At 40.9% G+C, this 19,942-nt stretch carries 16 protein-coding genes; 3 read left to right on the top strand and 13 right to left on the bottom strand.

The genetic code is table 11. The features are described 5' to 3' along the window. Positions 1-433: 433 nt before the first annotated feature. The 5 genes from lpdA to ACFO3D_RS01890 form a co-directional block, all read right to left on the bottom strand. Positions 434-1,840 carry a dihydrolipoyl dehydrogenase gene (gene lpdA, locus ACFO3D_RS01910; RefSeq protein WP_390292902.1) on the bottom strand — a complete coding sequence of 469 codons (1,407 nt, stop codon included), beginning with the start codon at positions 1,838-1,840 and terminating at the stop codon, positions 434-436. A gap of 3 nt (positions 1,841-1,843) precedes the next feature. Next, positions 1,844-3,163 carry a dihydrolipoamide acetyltransferase family protein gene (locus tag ACFO3D_RS01905; protein ID WP_390292901.1) on the bottom strand — a complete coding sequence of 440 codons (1,320 nt, stop codon included), beginning with the start codon at positions 3,161-3,163 and terminating at the stop codon, positions 1,844-1,846. Positions 3,164-3,188: 25 nt separating this feature from the next. Then, the gene (locus ACFO3D_RS01900; protein ID WP_390292900.1) at positions 3,189-4,166 is read right to left on the bottom strand and encodes an alpha-ketoacid dehydrogenase subunit beta; all 978 of its coding nucleotides are present in this window, start codon (positions 4,164-4,166) and stop codon (positions 3,189-3,191) included. 3 nt (positions 4,167-4,169) lie between these two features. Next, positions 4,170-5,252 (bottom strand): pyruvate dehydrogenase (acetyl-transferring) E1 component subunit alpha, encoded by a 1,083-nt coding sequence (pdhA, locus tag ACFO3D_RS01895; RefSeq protein WP_390292899.1) that lies wholly within the window; start codon positions 5,250-5,252, stop codon positions 4,170-4,172. Between the two features lie 411 nt (positions 5,253-5,663). Further along, entirely contained in the window at positions 5,664-6,362 is a 699-nt protein-coding gene (locus ACFO3D_RS01890; RefSeq protein ID WP_390292898.1) for a YkyA family protein, read from the bottom strand. A 181-nt stretch (positions 6,363-6,543) separates the two neighbouring features. On the opposite strand from ACFO3D_RS01890, the gene def reads away from it, so the two are divergent. The 3 genes from def to rnjA all read left to right on the top strand — a co-directional run bounded on the left by def (position 6,544) and on the right by rnjA (position 9,667). After that, positions 6,544-7,095, top strand: a complete 552-nt coding sequence (def, locus tag ACFO3D_RS01885) for a peptide deformylase (protein WP_390292897.1) — start codon at positions 6,544-6,546, stop codon at positions 7,093-7,095. Between the two features lie 695 nt (positions 7,096-7,790). Then, positions 7,791-8,003: a DNA-dependent RNA polymerase subunit epsilon gene (locus ACFO3D_RS01880; protein ID WP_390292896.1), complete on the top strand. Its 213-nt coding sequence runs from the start codon at positions 7,791-7,793 to the stop codon at positions 8,001-8,003. Next, positions 8,000-9,667 (top strand): ribonuclease J1, encoded by a 1,668-nt coding sequence (rnjA, locus tag ACFO3D_RS01875; protein ID WP_390292895.1) that lies wholly within the window; start codon positions 8,000-8,002, stop codon positions 9,665-9,667. The genes ACFO3D_RS01880 and rnjA overlap by 4 nt, the downstream gene beginning before the upstream one ends. 53 nt (positions 9,668-9,720) lie before the next feature. Here rnjA and ACFO3D_RS01870 read toward each other — a convergent pair whose 3' ends face one another. The 8 genes from ACFO3D_RS01870 to ACFO3D_RS01835 form a co-directional block, all read right to left on the bottom strand. After that, a complete protein-coding gene (locus tag ACFO3D_RS01870) occupies positions 9,721-11,442 on the bottom strand; it encodes a pyruvate oxidase (protein WP_390292894.1) in 1,722 nt (573 codons plus the stop codon). A gap of 81 nt (positions 11,443-11,523) precedes the next feature. Further along, positions 11,524-12,195, bottom strand: a complete 672-nt coding sequence (locus tag ACFO3D_RS01865; protein ID WP_390292893.1) for a potassium channel family protein — start codon at positions 12,193-12,195, stop codon at positions 11,524-11,526. Positions 12,196-12,267: 72 nt separating this feature from the next. Then, complete coding sequence (locus tag ACFO3D_RS01860) at positions 12,268-13,281, bottom strand: cytochrome d ubiquinol oxidase subunit II (RefSeq protein ID WP_390292892.1); 1,014 nt, start codon at positions 13,279-13,281, stop codon at positions 12,268-12,270. Next, a complete protein-coding gene (locus ACFO3D_RS01855) occupies positions 13,281-14,627 on the bottom strand; it encodes a cytochrome ubiquinol oxidase subunit I (RefSeq protein ID WP_390292891.1) in 1,347 nt (448 codons plus the stop codon). The genes ACFO3D_RS01860 and ACFO3D_RS01855 overlap by 1 nt, the downstream gene beginning before the upstream one ends. Positions 14,628-14,807: 180 nt before the next feature. Next, positions 14,808-16,643 carry an ABC transporter ATP-binding protein gene (locus tag ACFO3D_RS01850; RefSeq protein ID WP_390292890.1) on the bottom strand — a complete coding sequence of 612 codons (1,836 nt, stop codon included), beginning with the start codon at positions 16,641-16,643 and terminating at the stop codon, positions 14,808-14,810. A gap of 16 nt (positions 16,644-16,659) precedes the next feature. After that, positions 16,660-18,408, bottom strand: coding sequence for an ABC transporter ATP-binding protein (locus ACFO3D_RS01845; protein WP_390292889.1), 1,749 nt, complete (start codon positions 18,406-18,408; stop codon positions 16,660-16,662). A gap of 178 nt (positions 18,409-18,586) precedes the next feature. Further along, positions 18,587-19,039, bottom strand: a complete 453-nt coding sequence (locus ACFO3D_RS01840) for a TlpA family protein disulfide reductase (protein ID WP_390292888.1) — start codon at positions 19,037-19,039, stop codon at positions 18,587-18,589. 117 nt (positions 19,040-19,156) lie between these two features. Then, the gene (locus tag ACFO3D_RS01835; RefSeq protein ID WP_390292887.1) at positions 19,157-19,699 is read right to left on the bottom strand and encodes a peroxiredoxin; all 543 of its coding nucleotides are present in this window, start codon (positions 19,697-19,699) and stop codon (positions 19,157-19,159) included. Between the last annotated feature and the right edge of the window lie 243 nt (positions 19,700-19,942).

Raw genomic sequence — 19,942 nt, 5'->3', positions numbered from 1 at the left:
CGCCCCATCATAGGGGTGTGCCGACGTTGGGCGCAACGCCCGGTTTTAGTCGGCCTTCCTACATTTCGAATTGATGTTGACTTTCACCACAAGGGTATAAGTGCGACTATGCCTCTGGTTACACCAATCGGCAAGTCTACTTTATCGTAAGAAGAGACCGGAAGGGCACTAGGTGATGGGCGCTGGAGCTGGACGTGACTCTTGCTGACAAAGAATTTTATAGAGCCAAAATTTTATACTTTCTCTCTTAAAAAATGGACCCCCCCACCGGGCTTTACAGCAAAGTGATGAGTGGTTTTTTGTCATCCTTAATTAGAACTACCTATATCGATAGCCTGGCTGCACTTACCCAAAAAAGCAACCAACTTATCATTTCTGACATAAAAAAAGGAAGCTGGATTCCAGCTTCCTTTTTTATCATCAAGTAATATAATTACATGGTATGGATTGGCATACCCATTGCAACCTCGGCAGCTTCCATAGTTGTTTCGCTAAGGCTTGGGTGGTTATGAATGGTTAAGGCGATATCTTCAGCAGTCATTCCTGCCTCAATAGCCAGACCAACCTCAGCAATTACTTCACTAGCGTTAGGACCGGCAACCTGTGCACCGATTACAAGACCATCCTCCTCACGAGTGATCAGCTTCATGAAACCTTCACTATCATTAAGTGAAAGCGCACGACCATTCGCTGCAAACGGGAATTTGGATGCTTTTACTTTGTATCCAGCCTCTTTTGCACTATCCTGTGTGTGACCAACTGTAGCAAGTTCAGGGTCAGTAAATGCAACCGTTGGAATAGCAAGATAATCGATTTCGGATTTCTCGCCTGAGATTGCCTCTGCAGCAATTTTACCTTCATAGGATGCCTTATGAGCAAGTGGAGGGCCTTCCACAATATCACCAATTGCATAGATGTTATCAATATTTGTACGGCATTGTTTATCAATTTTAATTAGACCTTTGTCATCAACATCAATTCCAACCTGTTCAAGGCCAATTTCCTGTGTATTCGGGCGACGACCAACTGTTACAAGCACATAGTCCGCTTCGATTGTTTCTTCTTTACCTTTAACTTCATACGTTACTTTAACACCGTCTTCAGATTCTTCAACGCCTTTTGCCATTGCTTCAGTTGTAACTGTTACACCTTTTTTCTTGAGGCCTTTTTTAATAAGCTGTTGCATCTGCTTTTCAAATCCACCAAGAAGTGTTTTTGTACCTTCAAGGATTGTTACTTCAGTACCGAAGTTCGCATATGCAGTACCAAGTTCAGTGCCGATATATCCCCCACCAATAACAACCATTTTCTGCGGGATTTCTTTCAGATTTAGAGCACCAGTGGAATCAAGAACACGGTCAGAGAACTTGAAGCTTGGAATTTCAACTGGCGTAGAGCCTGTAGCAATAATGCAGTTATTGAATGTATACGTTTGCGAGTTTTTCTCGTCCATAACTTTAACCGTGTTTTTGTCTACAAAGTATACTTCACCTTTTACAATATCAACTTTGTTTCCCTTTAATAGACTCTCTACACCAGAAGTTAACTTATTAACGACCTTTCCTTTCCACTCTTGAACTTTGGAAAAGTCGACAGAAACGTTCTCAGTTGTGATACCGAGATCTTCGCTTCCGTGTGCATATTGAGTCAGATGACCAGCTTGGATAAGTGCCTTGGATGGGATACACCCAACATTCAGACAAACTCCTCCTAAATTACCTTTATCGACAATCGTAACCTTTTGTCCAGTCTGGGCAGCACGGATGGCAGCTACATAGCCACCTGGTCCTGCTCCAACTACGAGTGTGTCGAGTTCAATTGGAAAATCTCCTACTACCATAATCTACGCCTCCATCATAATTAATTGTGGATCATTCAACAAACGCTTAATCTGATTCAACGCAAGTTGCGCTGTAGCGCCATCAACAATACGATGATCAAAGCTTAATGATACTGCAAGGACAGGCGCAATTACAATTTCCCCATCACGAACGATAGGTTTCTCAGCAATACGTCCGATTCCAAGAATGATCGCTTCAGGATAGTTTAATACTGGTGTAAACCATTGCCCACCTGCAGAACCAATATTAGTGATCGTATTGGAGGCACCTTTCATCTCTTCAGATGCAAGTTTACCACTACGAGCTTTTTCTGCCAATTCATTGATTTCTTTTGATATGGTGAAAATTGATTTTCGGTCGGCGTTTTTCACTACCGGTACCAGTAATCCTTTATCCGTATCTGCTGCAATTCCAATATTATAGTATTGCTTGTGAATGATTTCATCAGTTTCATCATCCACAGCAGCATTAAGAATTGGGAATTTCTTTGATGCAGACACTAATGCTTTTGCAACATATGGAAGATATGTCAGTTTAATATCCTGTTCAGCTGCAACTGCCTTAAACTTCTTGCGATGAGCAACAAGCTCAGTTACATCTACTTCGTCCATTAACGTAACGTGCGGTGCCTTGGTCTTGGAATTAACCATAGCCTTAGCGATAGACTTACGGATACCGCTCATCTTTTCGCGGGTTTCAGGATATTCTCCTTCAGGTGCTTTCGCGGCGCTTGGAACTGCTTTCTCTTCTTTACCTTCTGAAGTATCAGCGGATTCTTCAGCTTTTTGGTCACCACTTAAGTAGCTGTCGATATCTTCTTTTAGAATACGTCCATTTTTACCGGAACCCTGTACTTCTTGGATAGATACATCGTTATCACGTGCATATTTCCGTACAGAAGGCATCGCGATGACTCGTTTATCCTCCGAGTCTTTCTTTTCGGTATCCTGATCCTTTTTATCTTCTTTCTGATCAGCCTGTTCTTTATCAGCTTTGTCCTCAGACTTAGGAGCAGCTTCTTCAGATGTATCCTGTTGTTCCTCAGCCTCTTCCTCGGCTTCTTCCTCATCGTCTGATTCATAGCCTTCTGCATCAAAGGTGATAATTGTATCACCTACTACTGCAACAGTTCCTTCTTCAACATGTACTTTTTCAACTTTACCTTCTACCGGAGAAGGAATTTCAACAACTGCTTTGTCATTCTGAACTTCACAAAGCACGTCATCTTCTTTTATATCGTCGCCTTCTTTAACGAACCATTTTACGATTTCACCTTCGTGTATACCTTCACCGATGTCCGGCATTTTAAAATTAAAAGACACTATTACTACCTCCCATCATGAATGATTAAAAGTTAATTACCTCGTTTACTTTTTCTACGATGTCCTTATGATTTGGAAGCCATACTTCTTCAGCTTGTGAAAATGCATAGACAGTGTCCGGAGCAGTTACTCGCAAGATAGGCGCTTCTAGATGTAGAATTGCGCGTTCCTGAATTTCCGAAATAACATGCGCACCAACACCAGCCTGACGCTGTGCTTCCTGACACATAACTACACGATTTGTCTTCTTAACTGACTCCAATATGGTATCTATATCAATTGGTGATACGGTACGAAGGTCAATTACCTCCGCATCGATATTGTCCTTTTCAAGTTCTTCAGCTGCTTTTAAAGCTGTATGAACCATCGCACCATAGGCAACCAATGTAACGTCATTACCTTCCCGCTTAATATCAGCTTTATCCAAATCTACTGTATATTCTTCCTCTGGAACTTCACCACGGAAAGAACGATATAGTTTCATATGTTCAAGATACAATACCGGATCATTGTTACGGATTGCTGAAATCAGCAGCCCTTTTGCATCGTATGGTGTTGATGGAATAACAACCCTGATTCCAGGTTGCTGTGCGATAAGGCCTTCCAAGGAGTCCGCGTGGAGTTCAGGTGTATGAACACCACCCCCAAATGGAGACCGGATTGTAATAGGCATTTCCTGTGTACCGCCCGAACGGTAACGTAGACGCGCCATTTGTCCGTTGATGGAATCCATCGCCTCATATACGAAGCCGAAGAACTGGATTTCAGGAACCGGCCGGAAGCCCTGCAGTGCAAGACCAATGGAAAGTCCGCCAATACCGGATTCAGCAAGTGGTGTGTCAAACACACGCTCTTCGCCAAACTTCTCCTGTAATCCTTCTGTAGCACGGAAGACACCGCCATTCTTACCGACGTCCTCACCAAACACAAGCACATTTTCATCATTTTCAAGTTCAGTGCGCATTGCGTCTGTGATAGCTTGGATCATTGTCATTTGTGCCATGATTTACTTCGACTCCTTTTCTTTATATTCTTCCAATTGCTCCTTAAGATTAATTGGAAGTTCAGCAAACATGTTTTCGATCAGATTTGTCACTGTCTGCTTAGGTTGCTCGTCTGCCTTTTTAATTGCCTGTTTTATTTCGTCTTTGGCCTGTTCAATCACTTTATTCTCTTCTTCCTCAGACCAGAGATTTTTTTCTTCTAAGAATTTACGTAACCGTACAATCGGATCTTTCTTTTCCCACTCATTATCCAAATCATCGGTCCGGTAACGTGTTGGATCATCCCCAGCCATTGTGTGCGGACCATAACGGTATGTCAGTGTTTCGATAAGTGTTGGCCCTTCACCATTAATTGCGCGTTCACGTGCATGCTTAGTTGCAGCATAAACTGCTAGCACGTCCATACCATCAACCTGGATACCTTCAATTCCGGCTGCAACAGACTTCTGTGCAAGCGTTTTGGCTGCAGTCTGCTTCTCAACAGGTACGGAAATAGCGAAGTAGTTATTCTGGACAAAGAAAATAGCTGGTGCACTGTAAGCACCGGCAAAGTTAATCCCTTCGTAGAAATCACCCTGTGATGTACCACCGTCACCTGTATATGTTACAGCAACTGCTTTTTTACCCCGTTTTTTAATTCCGAGTGCAACACCAGCAGCCTGTGTATATTGAGCCCCAATGATAATCTGTGGGCTTAATGCATTCATTTCATCAGGGAACTGGTTACCATGGAAATGGCCTCTTGAGAACAGAAATGCCTGGTAAAGCGGCAATCCCTGCCAAATCAGCTGTGGCACGTCCCGATATGCTGGAAGTAAGAAATCTTCTTTCTCAAGTGCGAACTGGCTTCCCAGCTGTGAAGCTTCCTGCCCTGCTGTTGGAGCATAGAATCCAAGACGACCCTGACGGTTTAGGGCTATCGAACGTTGGTCCAGGATTCGGGTGTAGACCATTCTCCGCATTAATTCTTTCAGATCATCATCCGAAAGATCAGGCATTTCTTCTTTATTGACTATCTCTCCATCTTCGTTAAGAATCTGGAACGTCTCGAACTGACTTTCCACACTTTCTAAAACGTGTTTCAAAATAGTTCACCTCTTCCTTTCTTTATAACCTGTTTTTATGTTTTCTTTTCTAGCCTTCCCAAAATAGGAAAAAAATCTGTACATTTTTGCTCTTATTCCTGTTCCCTCATTCAGGTTAAACTAATCACTGTTTTATAATAAGCAGAGAACTGTTACATATTTAAGGCAAAATTGACTAGTACAAGTGATAACACAATTAAAGTTTAGCTCATATATCCTGATTCGGTCAATCACTTTGATTCAAATTGTTATTTTTTTAATAAGGATTACAGCGCTTTCTCTGTTTTTGGGTACATTAATACTGTTACTGTTATAATCAAAATTTAAAACTGTATTAATAAAGCACATAAAAAGAACCGGTCGTGTCACCGATCCGGTTCTGATATCGTATGCCTGTGTCTGGCACATTAATTATTCGTTTGATTTTGAATTACTTTTTTCGCTGGCCTTCTCTTCTTCCTCGTATTTCACATCGATTCCTGCAGCCTTATAAAACTCTTTCTTTAATTCATTGTATTTAGCCGTCAGGGTGTTGAATTTTTCGTTGGCCTTCAGTACTTTTTCATAGGCATCATTCAGTTTCTTAATATGCTCCGTAAGTTTTTCCTGTTTAAGGTCCTTATTCTGCAGCATCGTATACAATTCTTTTTCCATACTCAATGATTCAGTATAAGCTTTATTGAGTTCCGCATAAGCATCATAACGATCACTCATAACGCTGTAAAGCTCTTCTGCTTTCTCTTTCACTTCCTGTTTCTCCAGTTCACTTATGAGGTCTTCTGTTTTCTTGAATTCTTCTTCTGAAGCCTGAATACTTTCTTTTTCCAGCTCAATTTTCTCATTGCGTTTTTCGATACTCTCAATTGCCTGATTGGACAATTCCTTGATTTTATCAAACTTATCCATTCCAAGATCAATAATCTGACTATAGATTTCCTGTTCTTGTTTTTCCAGTTTTACAATTTCACTCTGCTGCTCTTCAAATGTATCTTCAAGCTTTACCGCCTCTTCCAGATGGTTATAAATCTGCTGGGATGCCGAAGCGCCACTGCAGGCAGTGAGCAGTAATGCGGTTAATAATAGCATAGATAATGACTTTTTAAACACCACGCAACCATTTCCTCCTTCACTTCAATCTAAGATGCAAAATTTGTATCTTAGTATAACACATTTTTCCTCTATGATAGAGTAGATATTTAATTTTAATCTCTTGTCCTATAGTAAATTTATGATGATAATCTTCATAATATGTTAAAATACTATCACTACTTAGTGCAAGGAGTGTAAAAGCATGATTACAATGGATGAGATCGTCAGAGAAGGACATCCATCACTACGAACAAAGGCGGATGAGGTACCCACTCCTCCATCGGATGAAGAAAAACAGCTATTAAAAGATATGCTTGATTTTCTGAAAAACAGTCAAGATGAAGAAATCGCAGCTAAATACAAATTAAGACCTGGAGTGGGTTTAGCAGCCCCTCAACTGGGAATAAATAAAAGAATGATTGCCGTTCATTTTGAGGATTTGAAAGGAAAACAATACAGTAATGGTCTTTTCAATCCAAAAATAGTGAGTCATTCCGTTGAGAAAGCCTATCTTCCTTCCGGTGAGGGCTGTCTTTCTGTTGATCGAAACGTTGAAGGATATGTCCCCAGATATGCGCGAATAACCATAAAGGCTACTGACATAGAAGGCAACGAACTAAAAATGCGGCTAAGGGATTATGCAGCAATAGTTTTCCAGCATGAGATTGACCACTTGAATGGGGTTATGTTTTATGATTACATCAATAAAGACAACCCGTTCCAAGTAGAAGAAAATGCAAAATCGATAGAATAAACACCCGTGCAGGTTAAATTCGCCCTATCCACGCCCAATGCCTGTACTGGCAAATCCTCTACGACAGCTAACGACCGGTTAACCGGAGCATCAGACAAAGATTGTCTTACTTGTTACTGGGAACTTAGCTGGCCTGTGCCTTATCTAACAAACAGGGACCTAATTTCTTGTGTCCCTGCTTATTTTTAGTATAGGAATTCATTCCAGACGGAAAATAATACATATATAATACGTGTTGAAACAACGATCCCATTATGGAAAAAAGCACCTTTTTTTAAATAAATATTGTATTTTCATTTCCAAAATAGCTTAAACAGTATTATACTATGTATTAAGAGGGATTGGATCGGTTGAACGTTTTTGGTGCTTTCTTAATTACAAGAAAGGAGATGCACATCTCATGTTAAAGCGCCTAAAAGAAAAGCTAAGAAAACGCTGGAAGGAATTTTTAGGCAAAGGACAAGTACCAACTACTTTTAATAATGACTGCCATCACGGGTGACCAATCAGTTATTGCTGTGGACCTATTACAGATTTTTAATAGCTTCAGGCACACAACCGGAAGTAACATCGGTTGGTGTGCCGGAGGTTATTAATTGATGAAATTTATAAATAAGAATAACCAGGATATGTGTGCGGAAAAAACTATTTACACTCAAACAAAAAAGCATAAGGAAGTAATAAGGAGAGATGAAATGATTTATAAAGTATTTTATCAGGAACAGCGTGGAGAGGTTCCTGTCCGTGAGAGAACACAAAGCCTATATATTGAGGCTGACTCAGAAAAAGAAGTACGCAACAAGCTATTTGATCGCAACTATAATATAGAATTTATCCACCCATTAAATGAGGCACATTTAAACTATGAAAAACAATCCGACCACTTTAAACTGGAGAATGCACAATGAAGTTTGTGAAAAATGACCAGACAGCTGTATTTGCATTAGGTGGACTTGGGGAAATTGGAAAGAACACATATGGTGTTCAATTTCAGGATGAGATTATTCTGATCGATGCCGGAATCAAATTCCCGGAAGATGAATTGCTCGGTATCGATTATGTTATCCCTGACTATACCTACCTGGTGCAAAATCAGGATAAAATCAAAGGATTGTTTATTACGCACGGGCATGAGGACCACATCGGCGGAATCCCTTACCTGTTGCGGGAAATAAATGTGCCTATTTATGCAGGCAAACTAGCGATCGGCCTGATCAGAAACAAATTGGATGAACATGGTTTATTACGTAATGCAAAGCTTAACACTATCCAGGAAGACGATGTGATTAAATTCCGTAAAACATCTGTTTCCTTTTTCCGTACCACACACAGTATTCCTGATTCTTATGGGGTGGTTGTTAAAACACCACCAGGTAATATCGTTCACACAGGTGACTTTAAATTTGATTTCACACCAGTTGGAGAACCGGCCAATATTGCAAAAATGGCTGAGATCGGCAAAGAAGGAGTCCTTTGTCTGCTGTCAGACAGCACCAACAGTGAAGTTCCCGGTTTTACGATGTCCGAACGGGTCGTAGGTGACAGTATTAACGAAATTTTTGGCAGAGTGGACGGCCGGGTGATTTTTGCGACATTCGCGTCAAATATCTACCGTCTGCAGCAAGTAGTAGAAGCAGCAGTACGGTACAAACGTAAAATTGCTGTTTTTGGTCGCAGTATGGAATCCTCCATTCGTATCGGTCAGGAACTTGGCTATATTCAGGCTCCTAAGGAAACATTTATTGATGCCAACCAGATTAATCGACTTCCGGCTAATGAAGTTACAATCCTTTGTACTGGCTCGCAGGGTGAACCGATGGCAGCCCTGTCACGAATTGCCAATGGAACTCACCGACAGATTCAGATTATCCCTGGCGACACTGTCATTTTCTCGTCCTCTCCAATCCCTGGAAATACGGTAAGTGTCAGCCGAATAATTAATAAACTTTATCGTGCCGGTGCCGACGTCATCCATGGTAAATTAAATGATATCCATACTTCCGGGCATGGTAGTCAAGAAGAGCAGAAACTTATGCTACGCTTAATCCAGCCAAAACACTTTATGCCAATCCACGGTGAGTACCGTATGTTGAAAGAACATATAAAGCTTGCCGAATCATGCGGAATTGATCCGACCGAATCATTTGTAATGGATAATGGCGATGTATTGGCGCTTGGAAAAGACAATGCTATGATTGCTGGAAAAATACCTTCCGGCGCAATTTATGTAGACGGCAGCGGAATTGGAGATATCGGAAATATAGTACTGCGTGACCGTCGTATTCTTTCTGAAGAAGGATTGGTAATGGTTGTCGTAAGTATTAATATGAAAGAATTCAAAATCGCTGCAGGCCCAGATATCATCTCCCGAGGATTTGTATATATGCGGGAGTCTGAGGACCTAATAAATGAAGCACAAAAACTTGTATCCAAACATTTAAATAAGGTAATGGAACGACGGACAACGCAATGGTCAGAAATTAAAAACGAAATTACAGATACCATTGCCCCATTCCTTTATGAGAAGACAAAGCGGCGTCCAATGGTACTTCCAATAATTATGGAAGTTTGATTGGAAAAGTAAAAAGGATGACATTCACCGAATGTCATCCTTTTTTGATGCTTTTACATTCTCCTTATAGACTCTTTTAACTCTGGAATTTCAACTTTTTGATTTGAGAAGAATTGCTTAATCAGAAATTGCCCATAGCTTACTGCCTGGTCATAGGTGATTTTTCCTGGCAGTGGAGCTTTATCCTCAACAGCAACATCAATGATTGCAGGCTTATTGGATATTAACGCCTGTTCAATGGAGTTGGAGAGTTCAGCAAACTCTTCCACACGGTAACCATCTCCCCCGCACGCTTCAGCAAACTTGGCGAAGTCGATTTCACCCATATCCGTTGCATAATTAAGGTGTCCCATCTCCTGCTGTTCGTATTTTATCATCCCAATTTTACTGTTGTTTAAAATTACAATTTTCACAGGTAAGTTGTATTTAACCGCAGTGATAAAGTCATGCATTACCATGGAAAAGCCACCATCACCGCAAATAGCGACTACCTGTTTGTCTGGATTGGCAATCTGCCCTGCTAATGCCCCTGGAAGTCCGGAACCCATGGTAGCAAGTCTGCCGGAAATCACAAACTCTTGGCTGGTAAATGGAAAATACCTTGTTACCCATACCGTTACATTTCCCACGTCTGCTGAAATAACTGCATCTTTATCAACCGAATTTTCAAGGGCATACATAACCTGGGCTGCCTGAATCGGTGTCCCTTCTTCCTTTTTCTCTTCCTGCATACGAGTATGCCATCTCTTCATCTTCTCTTGATATTTCTTGAGGAAATCACTTTCAGTTTTTTCAGGTACCATGGAGGTTAATTTAGGTAGTACTTTTTTAGCGTCTCCACAAAGTCCAGCTGTGACCGGATAGAAACTTCCAATCTTATTTGCTTCGGTATCAATTTGAATAGCTTGAGTATTATCAGGCAGGAATTCCCTGTATGGAAAAGTTGTTCCGACAAGCAACAGTAAATCGGTTTCCATTATGGACTCAAACGCCGGCTTAGTTCCAATCTGACCATGCTGGCCCATATTTAATTCATGATAATCCGGAATAATCCCTTTACCGAGGAGACTTACTACTACTGGTGCTTTAATAGTTTCAGCAAAATCAATAAGTTCCCTGCTGGCACTTTTCGCTCCCCTTCCTGCCAATATAACGGGTTTTTTTGCATTCCTTAGTAATTCAGCAGCTTCGCTCATGGAATCCTCATCCGGCATGATTTGTGGCATGCTATACCCTGGTGCTGTAAGTCTTTCTTTACCTACCTCCTGTTGTTCTGCAAACAAATCATCTGGAACAATAAGTACAGAGACACCCTTTTGGGTATAGGCTGATCGTATTGCCAGGTTTAGAAGGTCAGGCAATTGTTCTGCAGTTTGCGCGCGCTCGTTAAAAACAGCCACATCTTCAAACAGCTGTTCCAGATTCACTTCTTGAAATGCATTCGTACCAACCATCGTACTTGAGACCTGTCCTACAATAGCTAATACCGGGACACCGTCCTTATTGGCATCGTACAGCCCGTTTAATGTATGGATTGCTCCAGGTCCGGCTATCGACATACAGACCCCTATTTTCCCTGTAAGTTTAGCATAGGAGCTTGCTGCAAGTGCGCCAACCTCCTCATGTCTGATCTGGATAAAGTCTATTTGTTCCTGATATTTTCGTAAGTCATCTGCAAATTCATTAATGGAATCTCCAGGCATTCCGTAAATATGATTTATATCCCATTCGATAAGTTGTTCTGCCAATATTTCACCTGTTCGTTTAGTTGACATACAAATCCAACCTTTCATTCTGATGATACTTACCTATTTCCTATATTGGCATAGAAAAAACCTGCACATAATGTACAGGTTTCAGTCGTCATCTTCCATTACCAGATGTTTTTCAAATCTGGAAATATCTTTGTCTGCTCCAATAACAATGAGAATGTCATCATCACGAAGTACATCATCCGCGCTTGGGGAAACATTGATATCTTTCCCACGCTTGATTGCAACCACGTTACAACCGTAATTTGCCCGGATGTCGAGTTCAATTAATGTCTTTCCTTTCATTTTCTTACCGGCTTTGACTTCGACAATACTATGATCATCGGAAAGTTCAAGATAATCGAGTATGTTATTTGAAATGATGTTGTGGGCAATCCGCTTACCCATATCCCGTTCAGGATGGACTACCTGATCGGCACCTATTTTATTGAGAATTTTTTCGTGGTAATCATTTTGCGCTTTAACTGTGATTTTCTTAATGCCCAAGTCAGTTAACACTACTGTTGTTAATATACTAGCCTGTATATTGTCACCTATCGCCACAATTACATGATCGATATTCTTTATACCAAGTTCTTTAAGGGTAGCTTCATCAGTCGAATCTGCAATTACAGCATGCGAGGCGATATTCTTAAATTCATTGACTTTGTCCTCGTCCATGTCCACTGCGAGGACTTGCATTCCTTCCATACTCAATTCGCGGCAGATACTTCCACCGAAACGGCCAAGACCTATTACAGCAAATTCTCGCTTCATAACTTTTCCTCCATCATGCACATACTTTCCCTTAGTCTACCACACTGCTGTCTGATGTGGAACGAATGCTCCTTATCTTTTTCCTTTTACATAATCCGCGTCGAACAGAAACATTTTCATTAACAGAAGTAATGACGGAATAAGCAGAAACAAACCTGCGATAAATGCAATAATCAATGCTGTCCCCATGGTTTGATGTGTTGCATTTTCATAAACCGTCAAATATGGATAAAGTAGGTATGGCAGGTGGCCAACACCGTATCCGAAAAATGCAAAGAAGAATTGAAACATAACAGCACAGAATGCCAGGCCGTACTGTTTACCCTTATAAATCAGCAGCATTGCAATCATAAAGAATCCTACCGAAAGGCCGAACATCCACCATAAATCCATCATATTTTCAAAGTGTTGTTCATTATGTTGGCTTAGGGCAATAAAGGTGGTTAGACTCGCAATAATAGTGGGGATACTCCAGAAAAGTGCATAGCTTCGCATCAATTTCAATGCAGCCTGGTCATTAGCTCTGTTTGCATAAAAGGTCAAAAACGACGCACTTATAAACAATACAGAGACAATTGCAAGAAACACCACACTCCAGGAATAAGGACTTGTAAGCAATTTACTCATCTCCAGTGAGACCTGCTCTTCTTTTACCTCCAGGAAGCCACCTTCTGAAATGGTTAATGCGGTCGAGAGGGATGCCGGGATGAGCAAACCAGTTGCACCGTACAGAAACATATAACCATTACTTTTTTTCGAGCCGTAATTCTCAAAGGCATAAAATGAACCCCGGATTGCCAGTAAAATAATAGCTATACTACCTGGCACCAGAAGTGCAGTTCCATAGTAATATGCTGAGTCAGGAAAGAAACCAACCAGCCCGACAAAGAAGAATACGAAAAATACGTTAGTTACTTCCCATACAGGCGACAGGTACCGTGCAATCAATTTATTTATGATATGATTCTTTCCAGTTACTTTCGCATAATACGCGAAGAACCCCGCACCAAAGTCGATTGAGGCTACTATCAAGTATCCGTATAAAAAGAACCACAATACCGCAATTCCAATCAGCTCATAACTCATCAGTAATCACCTCCAGATGTCGGCTTTCCTTCCTCCAGTTCGAGTTCCACTGGGTTATTCTTGAACATTTTTCGAAGTACAATAATACATAAAGTACCTAGTAGGATATATAGTCCCAGGAACAGAAAGAACATCGTATCAACATGCTGCGAAGCAGTGGCAGCATTTTCAACTTTCATATAACCTCTTAGAATCCATGGCTGACGGCCGACTTCAGCATATATCCAGCCGAATTCAAGTGCCAGCATCGCCATAGGTCCATTTGCAACAAGAAGAATCAGTAGCCATTTATTATGCTCGTTCCACTTTTTCACCTTTGTAAAGATCAGGTATAACAAGGAAACTGTCAACGCAAAAATGCCCAGAACAACCATTAAATCAAACATATAATGGACCCAAAGTGGAGCAGTCTCATCTTCCGGGAATTGATCTAGTCCAATCACTTCACTGTTCAGGTCACCATGTGCCAAAAAACTTAGCGCATTTGGTATGCGAATTTCATTGACAATTTGATTTCCCTCTGTAAGCTGCCCAAATAATATTAGGTCCGCCCCTTCTTCTGTTTCAAAATGCCATTCGGCTACAGCCAGTTTTTCCGGCTGATGTTCTGCCAGAAATTTTGCCGATAAATCACCGGCTATCGCAGTCAACACAGCAAAAATAAAGGTTGCAGTTACCGTAAGTTTTAAAGCCTTCCTGTGATAGCTGTGAGAGTTTCTCTTTAGGATAATAAAGGCAGTAATAGCAGCAAGTATAGCAGCCGAGGTTAGATACGATGAACTCAGCACGTGAAATACTTTAGTCGGTGTTGCCGGGTTAAGCATCGCATCAATCGGGTCAATTGAGGTTATCACCCCATCTTTCATAGTGAATCCATCCGGTGTATTCATGAACGCATTCACCATTGTAATAAATACGGCTGAAAAACTGGAACCTATTACTATGGGAATAGATAAAAACCAATGATAAAAAGGGTTTTTAAACCGGTCCCAAGTATACAGGTATGCACCCAAGAATATTGCTTCAAAGAAAAATGCGAAAGTCTCGAGAAATAACGGAAGGCTAATCACGTTACCGGCAACCTGCATGAAGTTTGGCCATAAAAGTGAAAGCTGGAGGCCGATAGCAGTACCGGTCACCACCCCTATTGCTACTGTAATTACAAAGCCGCGTGTCCATCTGCGTGCGAGCAACCGGTAATGTGGATCTTTCTTTTTAATACCAATAAACTCAGCAATTGATATCATCACAGGGACCCCAACCCCTATTGTGGCAAAAATAATATGAAATCCAAGTGTCATCGCAGTCAGCATCCTGCTCATGATCACACTATCCAGTTCGAACATAGTATCTTTACCTCCTGAATTTATGTTCAATATTGAACAATCTATCTGTCTATAAAACACACTATAAGGATATACCCTATTTTCACAGAATAAATGTTATAAATTTTAATATAAATATGATAATTATGTGGCAATAAGAAAAGCAGGCAATCCCTTATTTGGGAATGCCTGCTTAGAAGTTTATATAGCATCAAGCATCTGGAACTGTGATTTCACAAGGTCAAAGTACTCACCCTCCATTGCCATTAGTTCGTCATGACTACCATTTTCCAGAATTCTTCCATGCTCAAGCACGAATATATTATCAGATTCCCGAATTGTTGATAATCGGTGGGCGATAATAATGGCAGTTCTGCCTTTCAGCAATCGCTTTAATGCCTTTTGAATTTTCATTTCGGTTTCTGTGTCAATACTTGCGGTTGCTTCGTCTAGAATAAGAATACGTGGATCAGCAAGCAATGCCCTAGCAAATGAAAGTAACTGACGCTCACCTGCAGACAGGATATTCCCACGTTCCTCGACCTCAGTTTCATATTCATTGGAAAGTCGCTGTATAAAGTCATCTGCCCCGACAACCTTTGCCGCTTCAATTACTTCTTCGTCTGAAGCATCCGGCCGGCCGAAACGGATATTTTCCATAATAGTTCCCGAGAAAATAAATGTATCCTGCAGGACGACACTTATTTTCTGACGTAAACTATCAAGCTTTACATCACGGATATCGTGCCCATCAATTCTTACATTTCCTTTGGTCGGATCATAGAAACGACTGATCAGGTTAGCGATTGTAGATTTACCACTTCCCGTATGCCCGACAAGCGCAATCGTCTGACCAGCTTTAATATCGAGTGAAATCTCGTGAAGTGCAATCCGGTCCTGGTTATAGGAAAACTGAACTTTATCAAATTCGATATGACCATGCATCTCTTTTAATTCAATACTGTCTTCCTTCTCCACCACATTGGGTTTTTCATCCAAAAATTCAAAAATTCGTTCAGATGCCGACATTGCCATCAGCAGCTGGTTATACATCTGTCCAAGCCGGGATATTGGTTCCCAGAACATGCCAAGAAAGAAAGCAAACAATATAAATGTACCTAATGTAATTCCACCATCGTTTTCCCCGAGTAGAGTAAGGTGAGCTCCGTAAGCAATCAGAATAACGGTACCAACCGCATTACTCATTTCCACAAATGGACGGAACATCGCACTTTTCTTGGTTGCTACCCGCCAGCTTTCAAAACTATCATTATTTACACCAGCGAAAAACTCCTCATTTTCCTTCTCCTGTGAAAAGGATTGAGTGATTCGCACACCCTGAATACTTTCGTTTAGGTGAGAATTCATCCGGGACTGCTGGATGCGGACATTCTGCCATGAACGTCTGATCTTTCTTCGAAGTTTGGTTGAAATATAAAACATAATCGGCAGGATGACCATAATTGCCAGCGCGAGCTTTGGACTCAGTGCAAACAAAATTACTACCATACCGGTCAAAGTGACAACATCCATCAACAAATTAATAATTCCGTTTGTGAACAATTCCTGCAGCGAATTAATATCATTCATAACCCTAACCAGGATTGATCCGGCCGAACGAGTATCGAAAAACCGGTGTGATAGCCGTTGCACGTGTGAGAATAAGTGCTGCCGCAGATCATAAATGACATTCTGCCCCAAAATGTTGACCCATTTAATTCGAAATACATTACCAACATAACTAATCAGATAGAGGCCCCCGATTACCAACACCAGGTATGTCAGCATGGTAAAGTCCTCATTCATTATCGCAACATCGATTGCTACCCTACTAATCAGGATAGGGACTATCAACCGGACTGCTGTCGAAATCAGCATCGCGACAATGGCACCAGGCAAATACGTTTTCGAGTAAGGTTTTAAATAAATGAGAAGCCGCCACATCTGATTCCAGTTAAATGGCTTCTCTACCGCCTGATCGACTGTATAGTAAAATCTGTTCAAATGTCGGCTTTCTTTTTTTCTCTTGTTAGCCATCGGTGTTCTCCCCCCTTTATTTTGCAGCTTCCATTATGGTTTCGCGATCCTGATATTGGATATCATATATACGCTGATATGGACCTTGGTTGCTTAGTAAATAATCATGCGTTCCCCGCTCCACAATTTCACCCTGTTCAAGAACGAGTATTTCATCTGCATGTTTCAGGGAAGAAATACGGTGAGCTATGATAAAGGTTGTTCTTCCTTTCATTACTTCTTTCAGAGCCTTCTGGATTTTAAATTCAGTTTCCATATCCACAGCGGATGTGGCATCGTCTAGTACCAGAATGCTTGGATTTACACAGATGGCCCTTGCAATGGAAATACGCTGTTTCTGACCGCCTGAAAGCCCCATACCACGTTCCCCGAGCATGGTGTCATACCCCTTAGGCATTTCCATAATGAAATCATGCGCCTGAGCACGTTTTGCTGCATCGATGATTTGTTCATCAGTTGCATCGGGAACTCCATATGCAATATTTTCACGAATAGTTGTTGAAAATAAGAATGGTTCCTGTAACACAAACCCAATGTTGCTCCGTAGGGTCTTAAGTTTATAATCATCAACCGGTCGGCCATCAACCAGCACTTCACCTTCGTCAGGTTCGTAAAATCTGGTTATAAGCTGTGTGATGCTTGTTTTCCCGGCACCGGTTGGTCCAATCAACCCGATTACCTTGCCCGGGGGCGCATCAAAAGAAACATCTTTAAGCGCTTTGTCATCGTCCTCAATATAGGTAAAGGTGACATCCTTAAAAGTCACATGACCATCAATTGGTTTATCAACTGCAGTTTCTTTCTCCACTATGTCTTCGTTTGCTTCCAGAATCTCAAGCAGTCTCTCACCAGATGCTTTGGCCTGGGAAAACTGATTCACCACAAATCCAAGATTCATTAGCGGTCCAAGAATGTACCATACAAGATTGAAGAATGCGACCAGCGCACCTAGCTCAAGTTGATTATCCATTACCAGATATCCACCATATGCTAATAAAGCGACTGCACAGACATTTCCGATAAATTCCATCAAAGGCATGAATTTCGCCCATATTTCAGATGTTTGAAGATAATTTTGACGGTAATTATCACTACTGTTGGAGAACCTTCCTATCTCAAAGTCTTCCCGTGACAGTGACTTCACTGTATTCATCCCGCTGATATTTTCCTGTACACGTGTATTTAGACGACCAAATGATTTTCTAATACCGCGAAAAGCAGGGTGTACCCGCTTATCGAATTGAAAAACAACGATAGTCAAAAAAGGCATAGCAGCCATCGTAACAAGTGCAAGCGGAACGGAATAATAGAACATGACACTCAAGCTGAACAGTATCAGTAAAGTTATTCTGATCAATTCCGAGAATCCAAAAGAAAGGAAAAAACGGAACATTTCAACGTCCGAAGTCAGACGTGACATGAGGTCACCGGTTTTTGCATTGTCATAGTACTTAAAGGAAAGCACCTGCAACTTCTCATATAATTCTTCCCGGACTACATATACAGAATTAATACCAAAGAATTCACCAAGATACTGATGAAAGAATGTTGTTATCCCCTTGACAATCATGAGCAGAATAAATGCTGTTGAAATATAAGGTATCCACGAGTAATTTCCGTTTCTGACAACCTCATCGATCGTTATCTGAAGAACAATCGGATAAACAACTGTAATGGCCGTTACAAAAATTAATGAAAACAATGAAAGGAAAAAATACTTCCGATATGGCCAGTAAAAATGCTTTAATTTCTTAAATGTGTCCAATGAAATCCCTCCCCCGATGTTTACGTAATATCTAATATAACGGGTTCCGAAATAAATTTCCACCCTTTTGCCCCACTTTTTCAAACTTTTTTAATTGCATGGCGAAAAGCTTGTCACTAGTGATATAAGGACATAAAAATAGCTCCCGCCAATAAGCAGGAGCATTTAAAAGGTCGTGCTATTTTTCGTTTTTACCAAGAACACGGTTAACACGCTTACGCAGCATTTTCATACCGCCACCGCCAGCCTGGAAATGACGAAGCTTTCCTTCTGAATCAAATACATAATAAGCCGGCACGTATTTGTTGTCAAAAGCATCAGTAAGCGCATGTTTATTGTCAACAAAAATAGGCTGTATAATATCATGTTCTGCAGCCACTTCCTTAATCTGATCTAGATCAAGGTCCTTTTCAGAACGAGGCATATGAACGGCAATTACGTTTAAATCATTTTTATACTCATCACGGAATTCATTTACATTTGGCATTGCTTCCTTGCAAAGGCCGCAGCTGACAGACCAAAAATGGATTAGCGTTGGTTTATTGCCAATCAGGTCGTCCTTTTGAATAGCTTTACTGTTATACCATTCTGTTGCGCCTTCAAGTTCAGGCATCTGGTCTCTAAGTTTCATTAAAGTCTACCTCCTGTAATATCGTACGAAAGAAGCTGACTCCTTGACGCTTCCTTATTAAGAAACCTGTACGAGTCAGCTCCATGCTATTATCATATTTTATATATGAAGGATATCTTATAATGTTTCCTGTCCAGGCTTCCAGTTTGCAGGGCAAAGTCCGCCAGTTTGAAGCGCCTGCAGTACGCGTAGAGTCTCGTCCACATCGCGACCAATGTTGTTATGGAATACAGTCTGATACTGCATTTCACCTTCAGGGTTGATAATGAACAGTCCGCGTAGTGCTACCCCTTCTTCTTCAATCAGCACACCATAATCTTTTGCAACTGTATGGTTTGTGTCTGCTGCAAGTGGGTATTCCAAATCGCCTAGACCATTGTCATCTCTTGAAGTATTAATCCATGCTTTGTGCGTATGGATTGTATCAGTTGAAACACCAATAACTTCTGCATCAAGGTCTTCAAACTCATCATAGCGATCAGACATTGCAGTAATCTCGGTTGGACAAACGAATGTGAAGTCCATTGGATAGAAGAAAAGCACTGTCCATTTATCATCTTTCATGTTTTGCTCAAGACTTACTTTACCGAATTCCTTATTAGGCATAACAGCGTCCATTTCGAAACGTGGTGCCTGTTTTCCTACCATTCTTTCAGCCATATGTAATCCCTCCGACAAATTTTTTTTGACCCATGTAAGATTATAATAAAACTCCACTTTATAGTCAATATAAAAAGATACTTATTCTAAAAAGTACACATAATTGACATAGTATGTTCCCATTATGGACATCTATGTCCAGTAATATAACCTTCAGGGCTATGGAGTTTTTTTATCTTACCCTTTCAGTCACAATGACTACGATACTATCCAAATATGGTTTTGTCCATTAATTTGCTGTAT

The organism is Virgibacillus kekensis, assembly GCF_042654125.1.
Lineage (GTDB): Bacteria > Bacillota > Bacilli > Bacillales > Amphibacillaceae > Lentibacillus > Lentibacillus kekensis.
This window is presented reverse-complemented; position numbering and strand designations above follow the sequence as displayed.